Below are 20915 nucleotides of genomic sequence, written 5' to 3'. Positions count from 1 at the left end.
AGATACCCGATGACGGATCGAACTAGGAAGCCGGACGAAAAAATTGTTTCGCACTACGGCGGTGCAGAGCTGTTTCGCAAGATCGTCGACACGCTTGAGGCCAATGGCGTCAAGATTGGCGAGATTTCGGAACAGCACCTCAAGTCGATTGACGAGTTTCACATCGGCGGCGAGGGGGCGACGATTTCCTTGCTCGATCAACTTGGGTTGAAAGACGGGGTCAAAGTTCTGGATGTTGGCGCGGGTATCGGCGGACCGGCCCGCCTGATGACAGTGCGGTATGGCGCGGATGTCACTGGGTTGGATTTGACCCCTGATTTCGTGGAAACGGCCAAGCAATTGACCGGGCTTCTCAGCCTGCCCACCCAGTTCAAGGTCGGCAGTGCACTGGATATTCCCTTTGATGACAGCAGTTTTGACGTCGCGACCTTGCTGCACGTGGGGATGAACCTGCCCGACAAGGACCGCCTTTTTGACGAAGTGTGGCGGGTGTTGAAGCCCAAGGGACGTTTTGCGGTCTATGACGTGATGCGCTTTGGGGCCGCGCCGGCATTTCCCTTGCCGTGGGCCAGTGATCCGACGGCCTCGTTCTTGGCGTCTCCGGATGTTTATCTCGAAGCGGCAGACAAGGCCGGTTTCGAACTCGAGGCACGCCGGGACCGGGGAGAGGTTGCCAAAGAGTTCTTTGCTGCACTTCGCGAGAAGATCGCGGCATCCGGCCCGCCGGTTCTGGGCCTGCCCATGCTGATGGGTGCCAACGCCGGTGACATGGTGGCCAACATGACAAACGCAGTCGGCGCGGGCGACATCGCCCCCGTCGAAATGATATTCAAAAAGCGCGACTAGCGCGCAGGGAGATGCAAATGGCTGATCTGAAAACAAATTTCCTGGGTATCGAAAGTCCCAATCCCTTCTGGCTGGCCTCAGCGCCGCCCACGGACAAGGAATACAACGTTCGCCGCGCGTTCGAGGCCGGCTGGGGCGGTGTGGTCTGGAAAACGCTGGGGGCCGAAGGGCCGCCAGTGGTGAACGTGAACGGCCCGCGCTACGGCGCGATCTGGGGTGCGGACCGGCGCCTGCTGGGGCTCAACAATATCGAGCTGATCACCGATCGCCCATTGGAAACCAACCTCGAAGAGATCACGAGGGTCAAGAAGGACTACCCTGACCGCGCCATCATCGTCTCATTGATGGTGCCGTGTGAAGAAGCGGCGTGGAAAGCGATCCTCCCGCGGGTGGCCGAAACCGGAGCCGATGGCATCGAGCTCAACTTCGGCTGCCCGCATGGGATGGCCGAACGTGGTATGGGCTCGGCCGTGGGTCAGGTGCCGGAATACATCGAAATGGTCACCCGCTGGTGCAAGGAAAACTACGACAAGCCGGTGATCGTCAAGCTGACGCCCAACATCACCGACGTGCGTTTCCCGGCACGCGCGGCCAAGGCGGGCGGCGCGGATGCGGTGAGCCTGATCAACACCATCAACTCGATCGTGTCGGTCGATCTGGACCAGATGGCGCCCGAGCCGATCATTGGGGACAAGGGCACGCACGGCGGTTATTGCGGCCCGGCGGTCAAGCCGATTGCAATGAACATGGTGGCTGAGATTGCCCGCTGCCCGCAGACGCACGGCCTGCCGATCTCGGCCATTGGTGGCATCACCACCTGGCGCGACGCGGCAGAATTCATGGCGCTTGGGGCTGGCAACGTACAGGTCTGCACGGCGGCGATGACCTATGGCTTCAAGATCGTCGAAGAGATGATCTCGGGTCTGTCGCAGTGGATGGACGAAAAGGGCTACACCTCGACCGAGGATTTCATCGGTATGGCGGTTCCGAATGTCACTGACTGGCAGTATCTGAACCTGAACTCGGTCTCAAAAGCCAAGATCGACCAGGACGCCTGCATCAAGTGCGGTCGCTGTTATGCCGCGTGCGAAGACACGTCGCACCAGGCCATCGCGATGAGCGAAGACCGTACATTCACTGTTAAGGACGACGAATGCGTGGCCTGCAACCTGTGCGTCAACGTCTGCCCGGTTGAAAACTGCATCTCGATGGTCGAACTGCAGCCCGGCGAGCTTGACGAACGCACCGGCGAAACGGTGAGCGCGGAATACGCCAACTGGACCACGCACCCCAACAACCCATCGGCGCAAGCGGCGGAGTGAGGGGCGCCTTCGGCGACCGTATTTTGAACAAAAAGAAAGGGCGGTGCGAAAGAGCGCCGCCCTTTGCTTTAGGTTGTGCCCTCTAAGCGTATTGCTCTGCTAACTGGACGAAACTGCCCTTCGCTGCGGCTGCCGCAATGTCAGCTCACTATGGCTCAACCAACAATCGGTTCAAAGTTGCATGGACATTTCATGCCAAGTCATTCCTCCATGATCAGAGGTTGATGGATGAAGATAGTTGTAACCAAATCTCTGATAAAGTGGGACGTGATGCTCTTTGCACATAAGGTAGATCGCGGATTTGCCCATATTTCTCATGCGGGCGACGAATTCAGTCATCAATACCCGCGATAGGCCTGTTCCCTGATGCACTGGATCAACGACGACAGACATAATGACGACATTTGGTGCGTCGGGGTCATGCCCCACAAGTTCCTTAAACTCCTCATCAGACATTTCGACTTCATGGGCACATCCGCAATTGATAAAGCCAACGATCTTGCCTAGCTCCTCAAGAATGAGAAAACCATCTGGATAGACCTCGATCCTGTTGGATATCTTTTTGAGGGTTGCTGCTTCGTCGCCTTCATAGGCAGCAGTTTCGATCTCAAAGCATCGCAGTGCATCAGATCGTCGGGCATTTCGGAACTTGCTCATGCAAATGACACTAAACACGTTGGGTCAAGTTGCATAGCCGCCCCTGGTTGGGCCCGCAGCATTTGGTACTTTGGGTTCAGAGCGGACCAAAGCGACACTCAGATATGGGTTTGCTTAGGGAGTGAGCAGACGCAGATAGAGCGTTTCGAGGAATGGATCGGCACCGTCAAACGGATCTTCGTCCCCCAGGATGGCCCGGACCTGGACGTCGAAGTCGGCGTAGTGTTGGGTCAGCGACCAAACGGAAAACAGCAGGTGATAGGGGTGGACGCGGGCGATTTTGCCGTCCGCCATCCAACGCTCCAGCAGTTTGGTTTTCTCATCCACCAGCGTTTTCAGATCGTGGTTCAACGCGTCGTGAATGCGGGGCGCGCCTTGCACGATTTCATTGGCAAACAGGCGGCTTTCGCGGGGGAAATCGCGGCTCATCTGCAGTTTGCGCCGGACATAAGCCATGATCTCGGCCAGCGGTTCGCCGTCTTCGTCCATCTCGCGCAGCGGGTCCAGCCATGTGTCCATCAGTTGCGCCAAAAGCGCGTTGTGCATGTCCACCTTGGAGGGGAAGTAATAGAGCAGATTTGGCTTCGACAGCCCGGCCTCGCTGGCGATTTGATCGACGGTTGCACCTCGGAATCCGTTGGCTGAAAACACGTTCAGCGCCGCCTCGAGGATCGCGGCACGGTTCTTTTTCTGGATCCGTGTCGGGCTGCGGTCCTTTGGCATGGGGCGTCTGTCCTTTGTTGGCTGCGCGTTTGCCGAGCAGATTGCATTTTTTGCCAGCATTTTTGCGGGCATGTGCCGCAATTTCTTGACTGGTGTCAAACCCGTGATAGCGTGAGTTTGACCGTTTGGTCAAATCACATACCAAGAGCGAGCCAATCGCAAGCAAGCAACAGGGGATGAGACATGGCAGCGCCTGCCGCGAATATGAAGATCAATGGCGAACGCCTGTGGGACAGTCTGATGGAAATGGCCAAGATCGGCCCGGGCGTCGCAGGTGGTAACAATCGTCAGACCCTGACCGATGAAGACGGCGAAGGCCGCGCCCTGTTCCAAAGCTGGTGCGAGGCGGCGGGCTGCTCGATGGGTCTGGATCAGATGGGCAACATGTTTGCCCGGCGCGAGGGAACGGATCCCGAAGCGCTGCCGGTCTATGTGGGCTCTCACCTGGATACGCAACCGACGGGCGGTAAGTATGACGGCGTCTTGGGGGTGCTCGGCGGACTGGAAATTCTGCGCACGCTCAATGATTTGGGGATCATGACCAAACATCCCATCGTGGTGACCAATTTCACCAACGAAGAGGGGACGCGCTATGCTCCGGCGATGCTGTCATCGGGCGTGTTTGCAGGTATTCACACGCAGGATTGGGCCTATGACCGCGAGGATGCCGAGGGCAAGAAATTTGGCGATGAGCTCAAGCGGATAGGCTGGCGCGGTGATGAAGAGGTCGGCGCGCGCAAGATGCATGCCTTTTTTGAGCTGCACATCGAACAGGGTCCGATTTTGGAAGCAGAAGGCAAGGACATCGGTGTGGTCACCCATGGTCAGGGCCTGAGTTGGACGCAAGTCACGATTGAGGGCAAGGATTCGCATACCGGATCAACGCCGATGCCGATGCGCAAGAACGCAGGGCTTGGCATGGCGCGCGTGCTTGAAAAGGTCGACGAGATCGCTTGGTCCCACGCACCCCATGCAGTGGGAGCGGCGGGTCATGTCGATGTCTATCCGAACTCGCGCAACGTGATCCCGGGCAAGGTGGTGTTCACTGTCGATTTTCGCTCGCCCGACCTGAGCGTGATCGAAGACATGGAAGCGCGGCTGAGGGTCGAAGGCCAGAAGATCGCTGATGACATGGGCCTGAGTATCGAATTCGAAAAGGTAGGCGGGTTCGATCCGGTGACCTTTGACGAGGGCTGTGTGACGGCTGTGCGCAGTGCCGCTGAACGGCTAGGGCATACGCATCTGGATATCATTTCCGGGGCGGGCCACGATGCCTGCTGGATCAACCGTGTGGCCCCGACCGCGATGGTCATGTGCCCCTGCGTGGATGGTCTGTCCCACAACGAGGCCGAGGAGATCAGCCCCGAATGGGCGGCTGCGGGCGCGGATGTGCTGTTCCACGCGGTGGTGGAAACCGCTGAAATCGTGGAGTGATTCAACATGACCTCTCCATCCCCGATCGGATAGGCGATCTGATTGCGATGGAAGTGGCCGAGTTCGATGTGAACTCGGCCAGTAAGACAGGCGTGGGAGCGGCGACATTGGAGGCGTTTGAACGCGCCACCTGTCCGCCAACCCAGGTCGAGGTGCAATTCAGCGGCGGCGTCATGCAGACGTGTTGGGCGGTGACGCGGTCCAACGGGGATTACCGTGTCATCTATCTGCCGCTGGCGGGATATTTTTCGCTTTGTGTCGAGAGCCAGTTCGGCCCGCTCGACATCGGCGTACATGGAAGTGCGATCGGCTGCTTCAGCTCGGTCTGACAAGAAAAACAGGGAGTTATCGCTATGAGTACAGTCATCAAGAACGGCACGGTCGTCACGGCTGACCTGTCTTACAAGGCGGATGTGTTGGTTGAGGGCGGTCAGATCATCGAGATTGGCATGGGGCTGAGCGGTGACGAGGAGCTGGACGCCACCGGATGTTACGTGATGCCGGGCGGGATTGATCCGCATGTGCATCTGGAGATGCCGTTTATGGGCACATACTCCAGCGACGATTTCGAAAGCGGTACGCGGGCAGGGCTTGCCGGTGGCACCACAATGGTGGTGGACTTCTGCCTGCCCAACCAGGGTGAAAGCCTGCTGGATGCGATCAAACGCTGGGACAACAAGTCGACTCGCGCGAACTGCGACTACTCTTTCCACATGGCTGTGACCTGGTGGGGCGAGCAGGTGTTCAACGACATGAAAACCGTGATCGAACAGCGCGGTATCAACACGTTCAAGCACTTCCTGGCCTACAAGGGGGCCTTGATGGTGAACGATGACGAGCTGTTCTCGTCCTTCAACCGTCTGGCCGAACTGGGCGGCATCGCCATGGTCCACGCTGAAAACGGCGATGTGGTGGCCGAGATGACTGCCAAGCTGCTGGCCGAGGGCAACACCGGACCCGAGGGGCACGCCTATTCCCGACCCAGCCAGGTTGAGGGCGAAGCCACCAACCGCGCAATCATGATTGCCGACATGGCTGGTGTGCCGCTCTATGTGGTGCACACCTCGTGCGAAGAGGCGCATGAGGCCATTCGGCGAGCACGGATGCAGGGCAAGCGCGTCTGGGGCGAGCCGCTGATTCAGCACCTGACCTTGGATGAGCGCGAGTATTTCCACGAGGATTGGGACCATGCGGCCCGCCGGGTGATGAGCCCGCCGTTCCGTGATGCGCGCCACCAGGAAAGCCTGTGGGCGGGCCTGCAGGGTGGATCGCTGTCGGTTGTAGCAACCGATCACTGCGCCTTTACCACTGAACAGAAACGCTATGGCGTGGGTGACTTTTCAAAGATCCCCAATGGCACCGGCGGTCTTGAGGATCGCATGCCGATGCTTTGGACCCATGGGGTCGAGACCGGTCGCCTGACCCCGAATGAGTTTGTCGCCGTCACCTCGACCAACATCGCCAAGATCCTGAACTGCTATCCCAAGAAGGGCGCGGTTCTGGTTGGGGCGGATGCAGACCTGGTTGTTTGGGACCCGAACAAAACGAAGACAATTCAGGCATCTACACAGCAAAGCTCTATCGACTACAACGTGTTCGAAGGCAAAGAGGTCAAGGGCTTGCCGCGCTTTACCCTGACCCGTGGACAGGTCGCTGTGTACGATGGCGAAATCCGCACCCAAGAGGGCCACGGCAAGTTTGTCGAGCGTGAGGCCAACACACCCGTCAACCGCGCGCTCAGCAGCTGGAAAGAGCTGACGTCTCCGCGTCCGGTCGAGCGCACCGGTATTCCTGCCACCGGCGTATAATTCGGATCTGGGCCGCCTAAGGAGCGGCCCAATTCCCTGTCTTTACAAGGCGATAGAATGACTACTGAAAACACCACCCAGCCTGTGATCGAGGCGAGGCAACTGGATCTGACGTTTCAAACCAACGACGGCCCGGTGCACGCACTCAAGGATGTGAACCTTGAGATAAACAAGGGCGATTTTGTCAGCTTCATCGGTCCCTCGGGCTGTGGCAAGACCACGTTCTTGCGGTGCATTGCTGCCCTGGAAACACCCACTGGCGGCAGTCTGAGCGTCAATGGCATGACCCCGGATGAGGCGCGGCGGAACCGGGCCTATGGCTATGTGTTTCAAGCGGCGGGTTTGTACCCGTGGCGCACGATTGCCAAGAACATCAAACTGCCGCTTGAGATCATGGGATATTCGAAGTCCGATCAAGACAAACGCGTGAACGATGTGTTGGAACTTGTTGATTTGGATGGATTTGGTGGCAAGTATCCCTGGCAGTTGTCGGGGGGGATGCAGCAGCGTGCCTCTATCGCGCGGGCGCTGGCCTTTGATGCTGATATCTTGTTGATGGACGAGCCGTTCGGGGCGCTGGATGAGATCGTGCGCGATCACCTGAACGAGCAATTGTTGGAGTTGTGGGCGCGAACAGACAAGACCATCGGCTTTGTCACACACTCGATCCCCGAGGCGGTGTATCTGTCGACCAAAATCGTGGTGATGAGCCCAAGGCCAGGACGGATCACGGATGTGATCGAAAGCCCGCTGCCCAAGGAACGCCCCTTGGACATTCGCGACACCCCTGAGTTCATCGAGGTGGCGCATCGGGTGCGCGAAGGCCTGCGGGCGGGGCATGCGGATGACTGAACTGAAGAGGTTAAAGTCTGTCACTGTCCACAGACGGTGGCAGAATTTTGGAAAAATTCTGAACCAAATTCTGGTTCAGAATTTGGCGTCTGGCGCGACGGAGGGGACAAGATGAAGTCCATTCTTGCAGTTCTCACCGTCGTCGCGGCCATTGTCGTGCTGTGGTACGCCGCCTGCGTGCCGATGAACATCAAGGGCGTTTTGGTCGAGGCCGAGCGCGCAGGCGCCGAGGTGCAGCCGCCCTCCGCCAAAGACCGCCGGGACATGAGCGAGTTTGGTCTGACGATCAACAACAACTTTGCCATTCCCGCCACCTGGGAGCAGGCCCGCCCGCGTCTGCCGGCGCCACATCAGGTGGCGGTCGAACTGTGGAACACCACTGTGGGGAAGAAAATCACCTCAAAACGCTCGTTGATCTATCATGGCTGGGTGACGCTAAGCGCAACCTTGCTGGGTTTTGCGATTGGGACCGGGCTTGGCATTCTGCTGGCCGTTGGGATCGTTCATTCCAAGGTGATGGACATGTCAGTGATGCCCTGGGCCATCGTCAGCCAGACCATTCCGATCATCGCTTTGGCGCCGATGATCATCGTGGTGCTTTATTCCGTGGGCGTGCAGGGGATCATTCCCAAGGCGGTTATCTCGGCTTACTTGAGCTTCTTCCCGGTTGTCGTCGGCATGGTGAAGGGGTTGCGCAGCCCCGATCACATGCAGTTGGACCTGTTGCGGACCTATAATGCCTCGAAAAGTCAGGGGTTCTGGAAACTGCGCCTGCCGGCCTCGATGCCGTATCTCTTTGCCTCGCTCAAGATCGGCATCGCCGCCTCGCTGGTTGGCGCCATCGTGGGTGAATTGCCGACGGGAGCCGTAGCGGGCCTGGGCGCGCGTCTGCTTGCGGGGAGCTACTATGGTCAGACGGTGCAGATCTGGTCGGCATTGTTTGCGGCGGCAATCCTTGCGGCTTGTCTGGTGGCATTGCTGGGTCTGATCGAACGGATGGTTCTGAAACGGATGGGGATCGCGTCATGATGTTGGTTGTGCTGGCCCTACTGGTCTGGATCGCCGGTTGGTGGATAAACACCCGCCTGGCCGAGGGGCCGCAGGCGGGGACGCGGGCGGTGCAATTGCTTGTGCCAGTGATCTTTGGCGTGACCATCCTGATCGTCTGGGAACTGGTGGTGCGCGGGTTGCAGGTGCCTTTGGTGATCCTGCCACCGCCCTCGATGATTGCCGAGCGGTTCGGATCGTCGATGCCGATCCTGTGGGCGGATTTTTCGCAGACCTTCCTGAAAGGGGCGCTCAGCGGATACATCATCGGCTGCGGCGCGGCCTTCTTGATGGCGATTGCGGTGGACCGCTATGAGTTTCTGCGTCTGGGGCTTCTGCCCGTGGGTAACTTCGTGGCTGCGCTGCCCATTGTGGGCACCGCGCCCATTCTGGTGATGTGGTTCGGCTTTGACTGGCAGTCCAAGGCAGCCGTTGTGGTGGTCATGGTGTTCTTCCCGGTGCTGGTGAACACGGTGGCGGGCCTGCGTGAAACAACAGCGATGCAGCGCGACCTGATGGAGACCTATGCCGCAAGCTATTGGCAGAGCTTCTTCAAGCTGCGCCTGCCTGCGGCGATGCCATTCATTTTCAACGGGCTCAAGATCTCGACGACCCTGGCGCTGATCGGGGCGATTGTTGCCGAATTTTTCGGCTCGCCCACCGTTGGCATGGGGTTCCGCATCTCGACCAGCGTGGGACAACTTGCGCTTGATATGGTCTGGGCTGAAATTGTGGTGGCCGCGCTGGCCGGTTCGCTGTTTTATGGCTGTGTCGCGATGATCGAAAAAACGGTGACCTTTTGGCACCCATCGCAGAGGGGATAAGCGAGGGACAAGGAGCATATCAATTTCAAGACCTCGACAAACGGGGCAGAAAAACAAACCAACAAGGAGAGAATACAATGAAAAAGCTACTGAGTGGTGCGGTCTCGGGCCTGGTGATGGGGGCCGCAAGCTTTGCGGCGACATCGGCCCTGGCAGCCGATGAGGTCAAATTGCAGCTGCAGTGGGTGACCCAGGCACAGTTTGCTGGTTATTACGTGGCGCTGGACAAGGGCTATTACGGCGAAGAAGATCTGGATGTGACCATCCTGCCGGGCGGCCCCGACATTGCGCCGCCGCAGGTTCTGGCCGGTGGTGGCGCTGATGCGATGCTGAACTGGATGCCCTCGGCGCTGGCGGCACGGGAAAAAGGCCTGCCGGTGGTGAATATTGCGCAGCCGTTCAAATCGTCCGGCCTGATGCTGACCTGCTGGAAGGACACCGGGATCACCGGGCCGCAGGACTTCAAGGGCAAGACCATCGGCGTCTGGTTCTTTGGCAACGAATACCCGTTCCTCAGCTGGATGAGCCAGGAGGGCATCAGCACGGCTGGTGGCGATGACGGCGTGACTGTTCTGAAACAGGGTTTCAACGTCGACCCGCTGCTGCAGCGTCAGGCGGACTGTATCTCGACCATGACCTACAACGAATACGGTCAGGTGTTGGATGCAGGCGTGTCCGAGGACGAGCTGGTGACCTTCAAGTATGAGGACATGGGCGTGGCAACGCTCGAGGATGGCATCTATGTGCTCGAAGACAACCTGTCCGACCCGGCCTTCAAGGACAAGATGACCCGCTTTGTGCGTGCTTCGATGAAAGGGTGGAAATACGCCGAGGAGAACCCGGGTGAGGCAGCAGGCATTGTTCTGGACAATGACGCCAGTGGCGCCCAGACCGAAGCGCATCAGGTTCGGATGATGGGTGAGATTGCCAAGCTGACCGCAGGCAGCAACGGCGCGCTTGACCCGGCTGATTTCGACCGGACAGTGAACACGCTGTTGGCCGGTGGGTCGGATCCGGTGATCACGGCCAAGCCCGAAGGGGCCTGGACGCATGACATCACCGATGCGGCGCTGAAGTAAGCCGTTTTCCATACCATTAGTAGCGCCCCCGTGTTGGGGCGCTGCAACTTTGGACCAAAAGGCATCTCTCACGTGAATGACGTGCCGGATGTCCGGGATCCAGGTAATATTCCAAACATTCCGAGATTCAGAGGCGCTCCCGCCCGTCGTTGATGTCCCTGACGGGACATCGCCTCCCGTTGGGCCGCGCCTCGCTGCGCTCGGTGGTTGGTGCCTGTGGCGGAGCAGATGCCCCAAACGGATCGGCGCCGGGCTTTGCCCGGCGCTCGGCCCAAGGCCGCTAGCGGTGCTGACGCAGTCAGGATCGCTCGGGTGCGGGAGCGCCCCGCCTGCCAACCACGCTCAATGTCGGATTTGGAATGAAGGTCAGCGCCTGTTGCGCCTTGCCGTAGCAGGTAAGTCTGAGGCGCGAGTGTGGAGGAAAGTTCCACGGGGTGGGCGAACAGCGTCGAACTCACGCGCTTTTTGGAGGCGGTTGGTCGCTTCTGATGTGGAAATGGTTGGGCTATGTGTTAGGTTTTTGGTGCAATATGATGATTGGCATCCGAAATTCACTAGATGAACGTAGAAAATGCAGGATTTTACACAAGAATTCACAATCGCGCTTGGCCTCATCTTCACAGGTGACCCGGAACTCTGGGCGATTGTCCTGCTTTCGCTGAAGGTTTCCGTATGGGCCGTGTTCATCGCGGCGCTGATTGGCATGCCTTTGGGAGCGGGGTTGGCGGTTGGGCGCTTCCCGGGGCGGCGGGCTCTGATCGTATTGATAAACGCGCTGATGGGATTGCCGCCGGTTGTTGTTGGACTGCTTGTGTATTTGATGCTGTCACGGTCCGGGCCGTTTGGCGTACTGCAGTTGCTCTACACCCCCACTGCCATGATTATCGCGCAAGTGGTTCTGGTGACGCCGATCATCGCCGCTCTGACACGGCAGGTGGTCGAGACCCTGGCAGTAGAATATGATGAGCAGTTGCGGTCCCTGGGCGTATCGCGCCTGTCGTCTGTTCCTGTTTTGCTCTGGGATGGGCGCATGGCGTTGATGACAGCGTTGTTGGCGGGCTTTGGCCGCGCCATTGCCGAGGTGGGCGCGGTGATCATCGTGGGGGGCAATATCAATCACGTGACCCGGGTGATGACGACGACCATTGCGCTCGAGACCTCCAAGGGGAACCTGGCGTTGGCGTTGGCACTTGGGGCGGTCCTGATTGCTCTGGCCGTGAGCGTCACGGGCGCCGTGAGCGTGCTGAGCCTGCGCGGTGAACGTCAAGGGCTGGGTCATGCGTGATTTTTCGGTCATGACAGATCATCCGATCTTAAGCGTTCGCGGGCTTAGCATCGCGCGGGATGGCAAGGCGCTGTTGGGTGTGGACCACCTGGATCTGGACGGACCGGGGCCAACGATCATACTGGGTCCAAACGGGGCGGGAAAAAGCCTGCTGCTGCGCTGTTTGCATGGGCTCATTACGCCTGATCGTGGCACAGTTACCCAAGGCGGGCAGACCCTGACAGATCAGGTGAGGGCAGGGCAGGCGATGGTGTTCCAGCGCCCTGTTCTGCTGCGCCGGTCGGTGGCGGGCAATCTGGATTTTGTGTTGCGACGCCGGGGGCTGTCGCGCGCCGCGCGCAAGACGGAATGTGAGGGGCTTCTGGCGCAGGGCGGGCTTGAGGACAAGGCGCGGCAATCGGCACGTTCACTGTCCGGGGGTGAGGCGCAGCGGCTTGCGATCCTGCGGGCCTTGGCGTGCAAGCCGTCGGTGCTGTTTCTGGACGAACCCACCAGCGCGCTGGATCCGCAAGCGACGCAGGAAATCGAACAAATGGTTCTAAGGGCTTCGGATCAGGGGCTGCGGGTTGTGATGGTGACCCATGATATTGGCCAAGCGCGGCGCCTTGCGCGCGACGTGGTGATGATGCATGGCGGGCGTGTGGTCGAACAGGGCTTGGCGGCGCAGATGTTTGCCGCACCCGAAAACGGCATGATCCGGCGGTTCCTGTCCGGCGGGCTGATGGTGTGACCTCGAGACAGATGGAGAGATACGAGGCATGGTAAGACAATGGGTGCGCGCGGCAGTGACCGTGGTTGCTCTGACAACGGGATCTGCACAGGCAGCCGACCCGTTCATTGTGGTACAGTCGACCACATCGACGCAGAATTCCGGACTTTTTGATGCGATCTTACCGTGGTTCGAAGCGGAAAGCGGGATCGACGTGCGTATCGTGGCTGTGGGCACAGGACAAGCGATCCGGAACGCGCGCAATGGTGACGGGGACGTGCTGCTGGTGCATGCCAAACCCGCTGAAGAGGCCTTTGTCGCCGAAGGATGGGGCGTGTCGCGGCAGGATGTGATGTACAACGATTTTGTCATCGTCGGTCCCAAAGGGGATCCGGCGGGCGTTCGGGGCGGAAGCGATGCCGTGGCAGCGCTGACGGCGATTGCCCAGACAGGGGCGATTTTTGTCTCCCGCGGGGATGACAGCGGCACCCACAAGGCCGAACTGCGCCAATGGGGCCAAGCAGGTGTAGATGTGGCGCAGGCCTCGGGTGGTTGGTACCGCGAGACAGGGTCGGGCATGGGGGCAACATTGAACGTAGCGGCGGGCATGGGGGCTTATACATTGACCGACAGGGCAACTTGGTTGGCCTTTGGAAATGCCCACGGGCTTGAGGTGCTGGTTGAAGGCGATCCGGGGCTGTTCAACCAATATGGCGTCATCTTGGTGAACCCCGAAAAACACCCTGGTGTTCGGGCCGAAGCCGGGCAACGGTTCATCGACTGGCTGGTGGGGCAGGATGGCCAGGCGGCGATTGCCGGCTACAAGCTGGACGGTGAACAGCTGTTTTTTCCTAACGCACGGTAGCCTCTGCGCGACCTATCGGTCTTGCGTCCTGCGGACGGCGGGGGCCAGGCTCATGCGGGCAATGCCCGCATGAGCCTGGCCCAACGGGAGGAGGTGTCCCGCCAGGGGCATCGACGACGGGCGGGAGTGCTTCGGCTGCTGTCGATTTGGTCAGCGGCCAAAGCCTTCGGTGATCGTGTTTTGAAACGAGACAAAAAGGGCCTGTCAGCCGCTGGCGCCGTTGTGGTGGATCTGGCCTGCGTGGGTCAGGTCATAGCTGCCCATCTCGTCTGCGCGGGCAGCGAAACGGTCTGAGCGCAGGAATGACAAGAGCGCCTGCATAGGCGCGTCAAAAGCCGCGCGGCGCCAGATCGCCAGATCGACGCGCTCGCTGTGGGTGGGAACAAAGCCCAGCCGATAGAGCTTGGCCATGGCCCCCAGCCCAAACCCGACCTCTCCCTTGCCGCCTTGCAGAGCAATGGCCATGTCCTCTTCGGTGCGGGCACAGGGGGCTGGAGTTTGCAGGTCTTCCTGGGACAAGTCATGTGCGGCCAGTTCTGACAGGAACAGATGTTGGCTCGCCGCCGTCGATTGGCGCAGGACAACGCGCCGCCCTGCCAAATCGCCAAAGCCCTCGATGCCCACGACGTCGGGGGCCAACAGCAATCCGCGTTGCCGGCGGGCCACTTCGATTAACACCACCGGTGCCTCGCCCAAGCGATCACGCAGGGAACCGGCGTTGAACCCGTCCTCTTCATGGATGTGTAACGAAGCAGCCTGGGCAGAGCGGTCGGCCAGCCGTGTCAGCCCGTCGAAAGAGCCGTCATAGTAGGTTGCCAGCCCCGAGCCGCTTTCGCGGATCGCCCAGTCCAGCAAGGGGTCGTGACTGCCTGCAACGATAGCGGGCAGGGGCGGTTCAGCCACTTGCGGACCTGTACGTGACGAGGCCAACCAGGCGGTGATTTCGGCCCGCGGAAACAACAGCTTGCCGGTGGCCCGCACGCAAGGGATCTCGCCCGAGGAGGCAAGGTCATAAACCTTGCGTTCGCCCAGGCGCAGCAATTCGGCCAATTCGCGGGTGGTCAGGTAGTCGGACATCTAAGTTTGGCTACGTTTGATAACAGGCTGAGTTTTCACCAGATACCACCAGCGCCTGAATGTCGAGGCACGCTGTGCGGGCCCGAAGCCGCAGTCGTGGGATTAGTCGAGGCGCACCGATGAGCTGGTGGTGCTGTCGGCCGCGGTGAACCCCACGGCTTGCAGCGCATAGGGGGCGGCAACGGTGATCACGGCCATTGCGGCAAGAGCGGCAAGAAAGGCTTTCATTTCGTGTCCTCCGGTGCTGTGGCACGACGCAAATAGGCGATCAGATCAGCGCGGTCCTGCGCCTGTGTGATCCGTTGCATCGGCATCTTTGATCCGGGAATATAATGGTCCGGGCCCAGATCGAAAAGCTGATTTATCGTGTCATCAGACCAGATAATGTCCGACCCCGTCAATGTCCGGGAATAAAGATATCCCGGCACGGTGCCCGCCGCCCTGCCAAAAACTCCGTGAAGTGTCGGCCCCGCGCGCCGCTGCCCGTCAGGCGTCAGCGCGTGGCAGATCGAACATTTGCGAGCAAACTGTCGCTCGCCATTGTCCATCCCATCGGGGTCTTTGAGAAAACTGCGGGCGTCCTGCGCCATCTGCTGATGTTCGCTGAGCGAGGCGAGCGGCCAGCTGTACATGGCGTCATCAATGCCGCCTGCGTGGATGTTTCGGCCATCGGCCGAAAAGGCCAGCGCCCAGATGGGGCCGCGCAGGGTGGCGCGAAAATCGCGCGTGATGCGCCAGCTTTGGGTGTCGATCACCATGATATAGCCCTCACCATCCCCTACAGAGAGATGACGCCGGTCGGGGCTGAGCGCCAGAGCCAGAATGGGGCGGCGGTCCAAGGTGAAATCGTGTAGCTCCTCGCCACTTTGCAGATCCAGAATTCGGGTGCCACCATCGACTGCACCATAGGCGAGCCAGCCGTCATCCGGGTTGATCAGCAGCTCGTTCAGGCCAAATCCATGTCGCAGCAGTTGTTGGCGTTCTTCGCCTGTTTCCACGTCCCACAGACGCAGGGTGCCGTCGGTTCCAGCAGAATAGAGCTGCGATCCGTCTGGTGAAAAAGCCACCGAATTGATGCCACCGTTTCCCACGGGCAACATTTGCGGCGGGCTGCCATCCAGTGGCCAGATCCCGATGGTGCCGTCCCAGCTGGCACTGGCGACATGGGTCTTGCTGGCGGCGAGATCGACGATCTTGCCTTTGTGGCGGCCCAGAACCTCGCCTCCGGGCCAGTGGCGCAGGGTAAAATCATCGCCCGCGGAATAGACACCGGTGCCGTTGAACAGCACGACGTTGACAGCAGCCTCGTGTCCTTCAAGCCATTGGGGGGCGCCATCGGTCCAGAGCCCCACCGTGTTGTCGAAACTTGCGGTGGCGATGCGACCGTCAGGGGCACTGGCGATTCCCATGATGGGTCCGCCGTGGCCCTTGAGGGTATAGAAATCCGCCACCGCCGTGGCAGGCGGCAGCAACAAGAGCGCGGCCAGCAGCGCGCGCATTTATTCGGCGGGGGAGGCCGCGCCGCCTTTGGGTTCGGCGTCTTTGACCTCTTCCAGCCAGTTGGGGTGATGTTCGCGCGCCCACTGTTCTTCGACTTCGCCAGTGCTCATGGCGTCGAACGCACCCTCCATTCCGACAGAGCCCAGATAGATGTGGGCAAAGATGATGGCGAGGAAGCCGTAGGCGACCATCACGTGCCAGATTTGGGCATATTGCATTTCTTCATGGGGCGACATCTGCTCGGGCAGGTTCAGGCCCATGAGCTCGGGCAGACCGGTGGCATTGGCGATGACAAAGGTCTTGGCAAACATCGGCATTTCAAAGGGAAACAGCAGCGACAGGCCCGACAAGCTGATCGAGATCCCCAACACTACGCAAGCCCAGAAGATTATCTTTTGTCCCGCGTTGAACTTGCGGGCGGGTGGGTGCGAGCCTTTGGTGAACAATCCCCCGCCAGCGGCCAGCCATTTCAGGTCGTGCCGGTTGGGAATGTTGTGGGCGACCCAGTTTACAGTGATGATCACCAGCCCCAGCATAAAGGCCCAGGCGATGTTGTTGTGCAGCCATTTGCAGCCCTGCGCGATCATGGCAAAGCCGTCGCGGCCAAGCAGCGGGATCAGGAAATCGCGGCCATAGAGCGTGATAAGCCCGGTCGCGCCCAGGATCAGGAACGACCCGCCAAAGAGCCAATGGCCAAAACGCTCGAAGCCGTTGAAGCGCAGGATGCGGCGGCCGGTGCGTTCGCCCTCAATACGGATCTTGCCACGCAGGATGAAGAACAGGACCAGCACACCCAGCATTCCACCCAGAATGTAGGTGCCATAGGTGCGCAGCGGGCCGGTTCGGAAGGTCAGCCACCACATGCCACCGTCCTGGATGATCACATCCGAGGCTGGTCCACGAGAGGAAACCGTAATGTCCGCAGAACCATAACGAAGCGAACGATAGAGATCGCTGTCGGACGCCACACCGCGTGTGCCAAGTTGCCCGATCAACGCCTCGGTGTTGCTAGCGCCTGTGTTAGAGGATCGATACTCGTCATCGACCTTTTCGCCGCGCTGTCGCGCCATGATGTCTTCGAGCGTTGTGGCGCCACCAGTTTCAGCGCGAGGCGCCTCTGGGGCAGCCTCTTGCGCAGCAACGGGGAGGGCCGTCACGAAACAGGCAAGGATAAGGGCGGCAATGAAACGGAACATGTCGGCAGTCCTGTTGTCTATGCGTCAGGGAACGGCCCGCAAAGGCGGGCCATCCCAAGGATCAGAGTGGGGTCACATCAGTGCGACCCCAGCGGCATCAGCCGCCTTTCTGTTCATAGGCGGTTCCCCAGCCCCAGGCGCCGGTGCCAAAACCGCGCGCGACAACGCGTTCGCGGTAGATGGCTGACACCACGTCGCCGTCACCGGCGAGCAGGGCCTTGGTGGCACACATCTCGGCGCAAAGGGGCAGCTTGCCCTCGGCGATCCGGTTGCGGCCATATTTGGCGAACTCGGCGGTGGAGTGGTTCTCTTCGGGGCCACCGGCGCAGAAGGTACATTTGTCCATCTTGCCGCGTGAGCCGAAGTTGCCCGCCTGCGGATACTGCGGCGCGCCAAAGGGGCACGCGTAGAAGCAATAGCCACAACCGATGCACAGGTCCTTGGAGTGCAGAACCACGCCTTCTTCGTTCTGGTAGAAACAATCCACCGGACACACCGCCATGCAGGGCGCGTCGGAACAATGCATGCAGGCCACGGAAATCGACCGTTCGCCAGGTTGACCATCATTGATGGTCACCACGCGGCGGCGGTTGATGCCCCAAGGCACTTCATGCTCGTTCTTACAGGCCGTTACACAGGCATTGCATTCGATGCAGCGTTCAGAGTCACAAAGAAACTTTGCTCTTGCCATGTTGGGTCCTCCTTACGCTGTCCAGATTTTGCAGAGAGTGGTCTTGGTCTCTTGCATCTGGGTCACTGAATCATAGCCATAGGTCTGTGCCGTGTTCGAGCTTTCGCCCAGCACATAAGGATCTGCGCCTGAGGGGTATTTGTGCCTCAGGTCGTCCCCTTGGAAATGGCCACCGAAATGGAATGGCATGAAGGCCACTCCGGCTCCGACCCTTTCGGTCAGCATCGCCATCACTTTGACTTTGCCGCCCTCGGGGCCCTCGACCCAGACCTGAGAACCATCCCGAATGCCAAGGTTGTTGGCATCGCGTGGATTGATCTCGACGAACATGTCCTGCTGAAGCTCAGCAAGCCAGGGGTTCGACCGGCTCTCGTCGCCGCCGCCTTCGTATTCCACCAGACGACCAGACGTCAGGATTATCGGGTAATCCTTTGAAAAGTCGTTCTTTTGGATCGACGCATAGAGGGTCGGCAAGCGATAGCTCTGACGGTCCTCATAGGTGGGATAGTCTTCCACAAGGTCACGACGCGGAGTATAGAGCGGTTCGCGGTGCAGCGGGATCGGATCCGGGAAGGTCCAAACCACGGCACGGGCCTTAGCGTTGCCAAACGGGGCGCAGCCATGTGCGATCGCAACCCTCTGGATGCCGCCCGAAAGGTCGGTCTTCCAGTTGGTCTTGGGACCGGCAACCGCGTCGATTGCGGCGCGTTCGTCGTCGGTCAGATCACCATCCCAGCCAAGATCCATCAGCATCTGCATCGTGAACTCAGGATAGCCATCCTGAATTTCCGAGCCCGCTGAGTAGACCCCTTCGGCCAACAGGTTGTCGCCATCGCGTTCCACGCCAAAGCGGGCGCGGAATGTCAGGCCACCTTCGGCCACCGGTTTGGACATGTCATACAGGTTCGGCGTACCGGGATGACCCATCTCGGCGGTGCCCCAGCATGGCCATGGCAGACCATAGTAGTCGCCATCTGCCGGTCCACCGTTGGCGCGCAGTGTGGTGCGGTCAAAGGTGTGCTGGTTCGCCATATGCAGCTTGAGCCGGTCCGGATCCTGCCCGGTGTAGCCGATGGTCCAGAGACCTCGGTTGAACTCTCGCGTGATGCTTTCGACGTTTGGCGTTTCCGGATCATCCATCTCGATGTTGCGGAACAGACGGTCGGCCCAGCCGAACTTGTTGGCGAACTTGGCCATGATGACCTCATCCGGCAAGCTCTCGAACAGGGGATCGACAACCTTGTCGCGCCATTGGAACGAGCGGTTCGACGCGGTGACCGAGCCACGGGTTTCGAACTGCGTACACGCTGGCAGCAGATAGACCCCGTCGGTGCGGTCATGCAGAACGGCCGAGACAGTCGGGTAGGGGTCGACCACCACCAGCATGTCCAGCTGTTCCATCGCCGTCTTCATCTCCGGCCCGCGCGTTTGCGAGTTGGGCGCGTGACCCCAGAGAACCATGGCCCGAACCTTGTTCGGCTGGTCCATGTTGTCGACGTCCTCAAGAACCCCGTCGATCCAGCGGCTGACCGGGATACCCCGTTCATTCTGGAGCGACTTGTCCTTGCCGTCCTTGTCCTTGATGGAATCGAATTGGCTGGCAAGCCATTCGGGCTCTTCTTCCCAGACACGTGCCCAGTGACCCCATGCACCTTTGGACAGGCCATAGTAGCCGGGCAGGGTGTGGGACAGCACGCCAAGGTCGGTTGCACCTTGCACGTTGTCGTGGCCGCGGAAGATGTTGGTGCCGCCACCGCTGGTGCCCATGTTGCCAAGAGCCAGCTGCAACACGCAGTATGCGCGCGTGTTGTTGTTGCCGTTGGTGTGCTGCGTGCCACCCATGCACCAGATCACCGTACCGGGACGGTTGTTGGCCATGGTACGGGCCACGCGGCGCAGCTGCTCACCGGGGGTGCCGGTGACGCGTTCGACCTCTTCGGGGTTCCACTTGCGAACCTCATCTCGGATCTGATCCATGCCCCAGACACGGGTGCGGATGAACTCCTTGTCCTCCCAGCTGTTTTCAAAGATGTGCCACAGGATGCCCCAGATCAGGGCAACATCCGTACCCGGACGGAAGCGGACATATTCATCAGCGTGGGCTGCAGTGCGCGTAAAGCGCGGGTCGCAGACGATGAGCGGTGCGTTGTTCTGCTCTTTCGCGCGCAGAACATGCAACAGCGAGACGGGGTGCGCCTCGGCCGGGTTGCCGCCGATGATGAAGATGGCCTTGGAGTTGTGGATGTCGTTGTAGCTGTTGGTCATGGCGCCGTAGCCCCATGTGTTCGCCACACCCGCAACAGTGGTCGAGTGACAGATCCGAGCCTGGTGATCCACGTTGTTCGTGCCCCAATAGGCGGCAAACTTGCGGAACAGATAGGCCTGTTCGTTGTTGTGCTTGGCCGATCCCAGCCAGTACACGCTGTCAGGTCCGCTCTCTTCGCGGATCTTCATCATGCCGTCGCCGATCTCGTTGATCGCCTCATCCCAGCTGATGCGCTTCCACTCGCCACCCTCTTTCTTCATCGGGTACTTGAGACGGCGTTCGCCATGCGCGTGTTCACGCACAGACGCGCCCTTGGCGCAGTGGGCGCCCAGGTTGAAGGGGCTGTCCCAACCGGGCTCTTGCCCGATCCAGACCCCGCTGGAAACCTCAGCCACCACGGTGCAGCCGACGGAACAATGGGTACAAACGGATTTCACTGTATCAACGGCGGTGCCCGCCGCTGTCTGGGCGTTGGCCTGTGTCACGGTTCCACCCGTGGCACTGATCGCGGCCAAACCGCCGATCGCCAGGCCCGAACCACGCAGGAATGCGCGGCGGTCGACGGTTTTCTCGCCAACCTGGGACAGGATACTTGTCCGCTGGGGGCGTCTCGCAACCCCGTTGGTCTTTTTCCTTAACATTTCTTTCCTCCCTTGCTGGCCACGTGATGTGGCTGGCTTGGTACTCTCTCCCTAAAGCCGGGGATCAAGGGCCTCTCGCTACCTCTCTCTCCG

Annotated in this window: 20 protein-coding genes; 12 read left to right on the top strand and 8 right to left on the bottom strand. The window is 60.0% G+C overall.

The features are described 5' to 3' along the window. Positions 1 to 9: 9 nt before the first annotated feature. Together TRM7615_RS21255 and preA are read left to right on the top strand one after the other, a co-directional pair. Entirely contained in the window at positions 10 to 846 is an 837-nt protein-coding gene (locus tag TRM7615_RS21255; RefSeq protein WP_108791514.1) for a class I SAM-dependent methyltransferase, read from the top strand. Between the two features lie 17 nt (positions 847 to 863). Then, positions 864 to 2168 carry an NAD-dependent dihydropyrimidine dehydrogenase subunit PreA gene (preA, locus tag TRM7615_RS21250; protein WP_108791734.1) on the top strand — a complete coding sequence of 435 codons (1305 nt, stop codon included), beginning with the start codon at positions 864 to 866 and terminating at the stop codon, positions 2166 to 2168. Between the two features lie 171 nt (positions 2169 to 2339). Here the strand turns inward: preA and TRM7615_RS21245 are convergent, their stop codons facing one another. Continuing rightward, positions 2340 to 2825 (bottom strand): GNAT family N-acetyltransferase, encoded by a 486-nt coding sequence (locus tag TRM7615_RS21245; protein WP_108791512.1) that lies wholly within the window; start codon positions 2823 to 2825, stop codon positions 2340 to 2342. A 114-nt stretch (positions 2826 to 2939) separates the two neighbouring features. Further along, entirely contained in the window at positions 2940 to 3548 is a 609-nt protein-coding gene (locus TRM7615_RS21240; protein WP_108791510.1) for a TetR family transcriptional regulator C-terminal domain-containing protein, read from the bottom strand. A 183-nt stretch (positions 3549 to 3731) separates the two neighbouring features. Here TRM7615_RS21240 and TRM7615_RS21235 point away from each other — a divergent pair, with 183 nt between their 5' ends. From TRM7615_RS21235 to TRM7615_RS21190, 10 genes are all read left to right on the top strand, one after another. Then, positions 3732 to 4982 (top strand): Zn-dependent hydrolase, encoded by a 1251-nt coding sequence (locus tag TRM7615_RS21235; RefSeq protein WP_108791508.1) that lies wholly within the window; start codon positions 3732 to 3734, stop codon positions 4980 to 4982. Next, complete coding sequence (locus TRM7615_RS21230) at positions 4979 to 5311, top strand: hypothetical protein (protein ID WP_108791506.1); 333 nt, start codon at positions 4979 to 4981, stop codon at positions 5309 to 5311. The genes TRM7615_RS21235 and TRM7615_RS21230 overlap by 4 nt, the downstream gene beginning before the upstream one ends. Before the next feature lie 24 nt (positions 5312 to 5335). Further along, positions 5336 to 6790, top strand: a complete 1455-nt coding sequence (hydA, locus tag TRM7615_RS21225) for a dihydropyrimidinase (protein ID WP_085796035.1) — start codon at positions 5336 to 5338, stop codon at positions 6788 to 6790. Between the two features lie 57 nt (positions 6791 to 6847). Further along, positions 6848 to 7642: an ABC transporter ATP-binding protein gene (locus TRM7615_RS21220; protein ID WP_108791504.1), complete on the top strand. Its 795-nt coding sequence runs from the start codon at positions 6848 to 6850 to the stop codon at positions 7640 to 7642. A 111-nt stretch (positions 7643 to 7753) separates the two neighbouring features. After that, positions 7754 to 8671 (top strand): ABC transporter permease, encoded by a 918-nt coding sequence (locus TRM7615_RS21215; protein ID WP_108791732.1) that lies wholly within the window; start codon positions 7754 to 7756, stop codon positions 8669 to 8671. Beyond that, the gene (locus TRM7615_RS21210; RefSeq protein ID WP_108791502.1) at positions 8668 to 9513 is read left to right on the top strand and encodes an ABC transporter permease; all 846 of its coding nucleotides are present in this window, start codon (positions 8668 to 8670) and stop codon (positions 9511 to 9513) included. Before TRM7615_RS21215 ends, TRM7615_RS21210 begins: the two co-directional genes overlap by 4 nt. A gap of 77 nt (positions 9514 to 9590) precedes the next feature. Next, positions 9591 to 10592, top strand: a complete 1002-nt coding sequence (locus TRM7615_RS21205; RefSeq protein WP_108791500.1) for an ABC transporter substrate-binding protein — start codon at positions 9591 to 9593, stop codon at positions 10590 to 10592. 571 nt (positions 10593 to 11163) lie between these two features. Beyond that, positions 11164 to 11877 (top strand): ABC transporter permease, encoded by a 714-nt coding sequence (locus tag TRM7615_RS21200; RefSeq protein WP_108791498.1) that lies wholly within the window; start codon positions 11164 to 11166, stop codon positions 11875 to 11877. Next, positions 11870 to 12607, top strand: coding sequence for an ATP-binding cassette domain-containing protein (locus TRM7615_RS21195; RefSeq protein ID WP_108791496.1), 738 nt, complete (start codon positions 11870 to 11872; stop codon positions 12605 to 12607). Before TRM7615_RS21200 ends, TRM7615_RS21195 begins: the two co-directional genes overlap by 8 nt. Positions 12608 to 12635: 28 nt before the next feature. After that, entirely contained in the window at positions 12636 to 13451 is an 816-nt protein-coding gene (locus tag TRM7615_RS21190) for an ABC transporter substrate-binding protein (protein WP_108791494.1), read from the top strand. Between the two features lie 204 nt (positions 13452 to 13655). Here the strand turns inward: TRM7615_RS21190 and TRM7615_RS21185 are convergent, their stop codons facing one another. From TRM7615_RS21185 to TRM7615_RS21165, 6 genes are all read right to left on the bottom strand, one after another. Beyond that, positions 13656 to 14528 carry a substrate-binding domain-containing protein gene (locus TRM7615_RS21185; RefSeq protein WP_108791492.1) on the bottom strand — a complete coding sequence of 291 codons (873 nt, stop codon included), beginning with the start codon at positions 14526 to 14528 and terminating at the stop codon, positions 13656 to 13658. Positions 14529 to 14630: 102 nt separating this feature from the next. Beyond that, the gene (locus tag TRM7615_RS26140; protein ID WP_268877564.1) at positions 14631 to 14756 is read right to left on the bottom strand and encodes a hypothetical protein; all 126 of its coding nucleotides are present in this window, start codon (positions 14754 to 14756) and stop codon (positions 14631 to 14633) included. Further along, entirely contained in the window at positions 14753 to 16027 is a 1275-nt protein-coding gene (locus TRM7615_RS21180; protein WP_108791490.1) for a c-type cytochrome, read from the bottom strand. Before TRM7615_RS21180 ends, TRM7615_RS26140 begins: the two co-directional genes overlap by 4 nt. After that, a complete protein-coding gene (locus TRM7615_RS21175) occupies positions 16028 to 17224 on the bottom strand; it encodes a formate dehydrogenase subunit gamma (protein WP_108791488.1) in 1197 nt (398 codons plus the stop codon). 97 nt (positions 17225 to 17321) lie between these two features. After that, positions 17322 to 17915 carry a formate dehydrogenase FDH3 subunit beta gene (fdh3B, locus tag TRM7615_RS21170; RefSeq protein WP_108791486.1) on the bottom strand — a complete coding sequence of 198 codons (594 nt, stop codon included), beginning with the start codon at positions 17913 to 17915 and terminating at the stop codon, positions 17322 to 17324. Between the two features lie 12 nt (positions 17916 to 17927). Continuing rightward, complete coding sequence (locus TRM7615_RS21165; protein ID WP_108791484.1) at positions 17928 to 20822, bottom strand: formate dehydrogenase subunit alpha; 2895 nt, start codon at positions 20820 to 20822, stop codon at positions 17928 to 17930. Positions 20823 to 20915 lie beyond the last annotated feature (93 nt).

The sequence above is a fragment of the Falsiruegeria mediterranea M17 genome (assembly GCF_900302455.1).
GTDB lineage: Bacteria > Pseudomonadota > Alphaproteobacteria > Rhodobacterales > Rhodobacteraceae > Falsiruegeria > Falsiruegeria mediterranea.
This window is presented reverse-complemented; position numbering and strand designations above follow the sequence as displayed.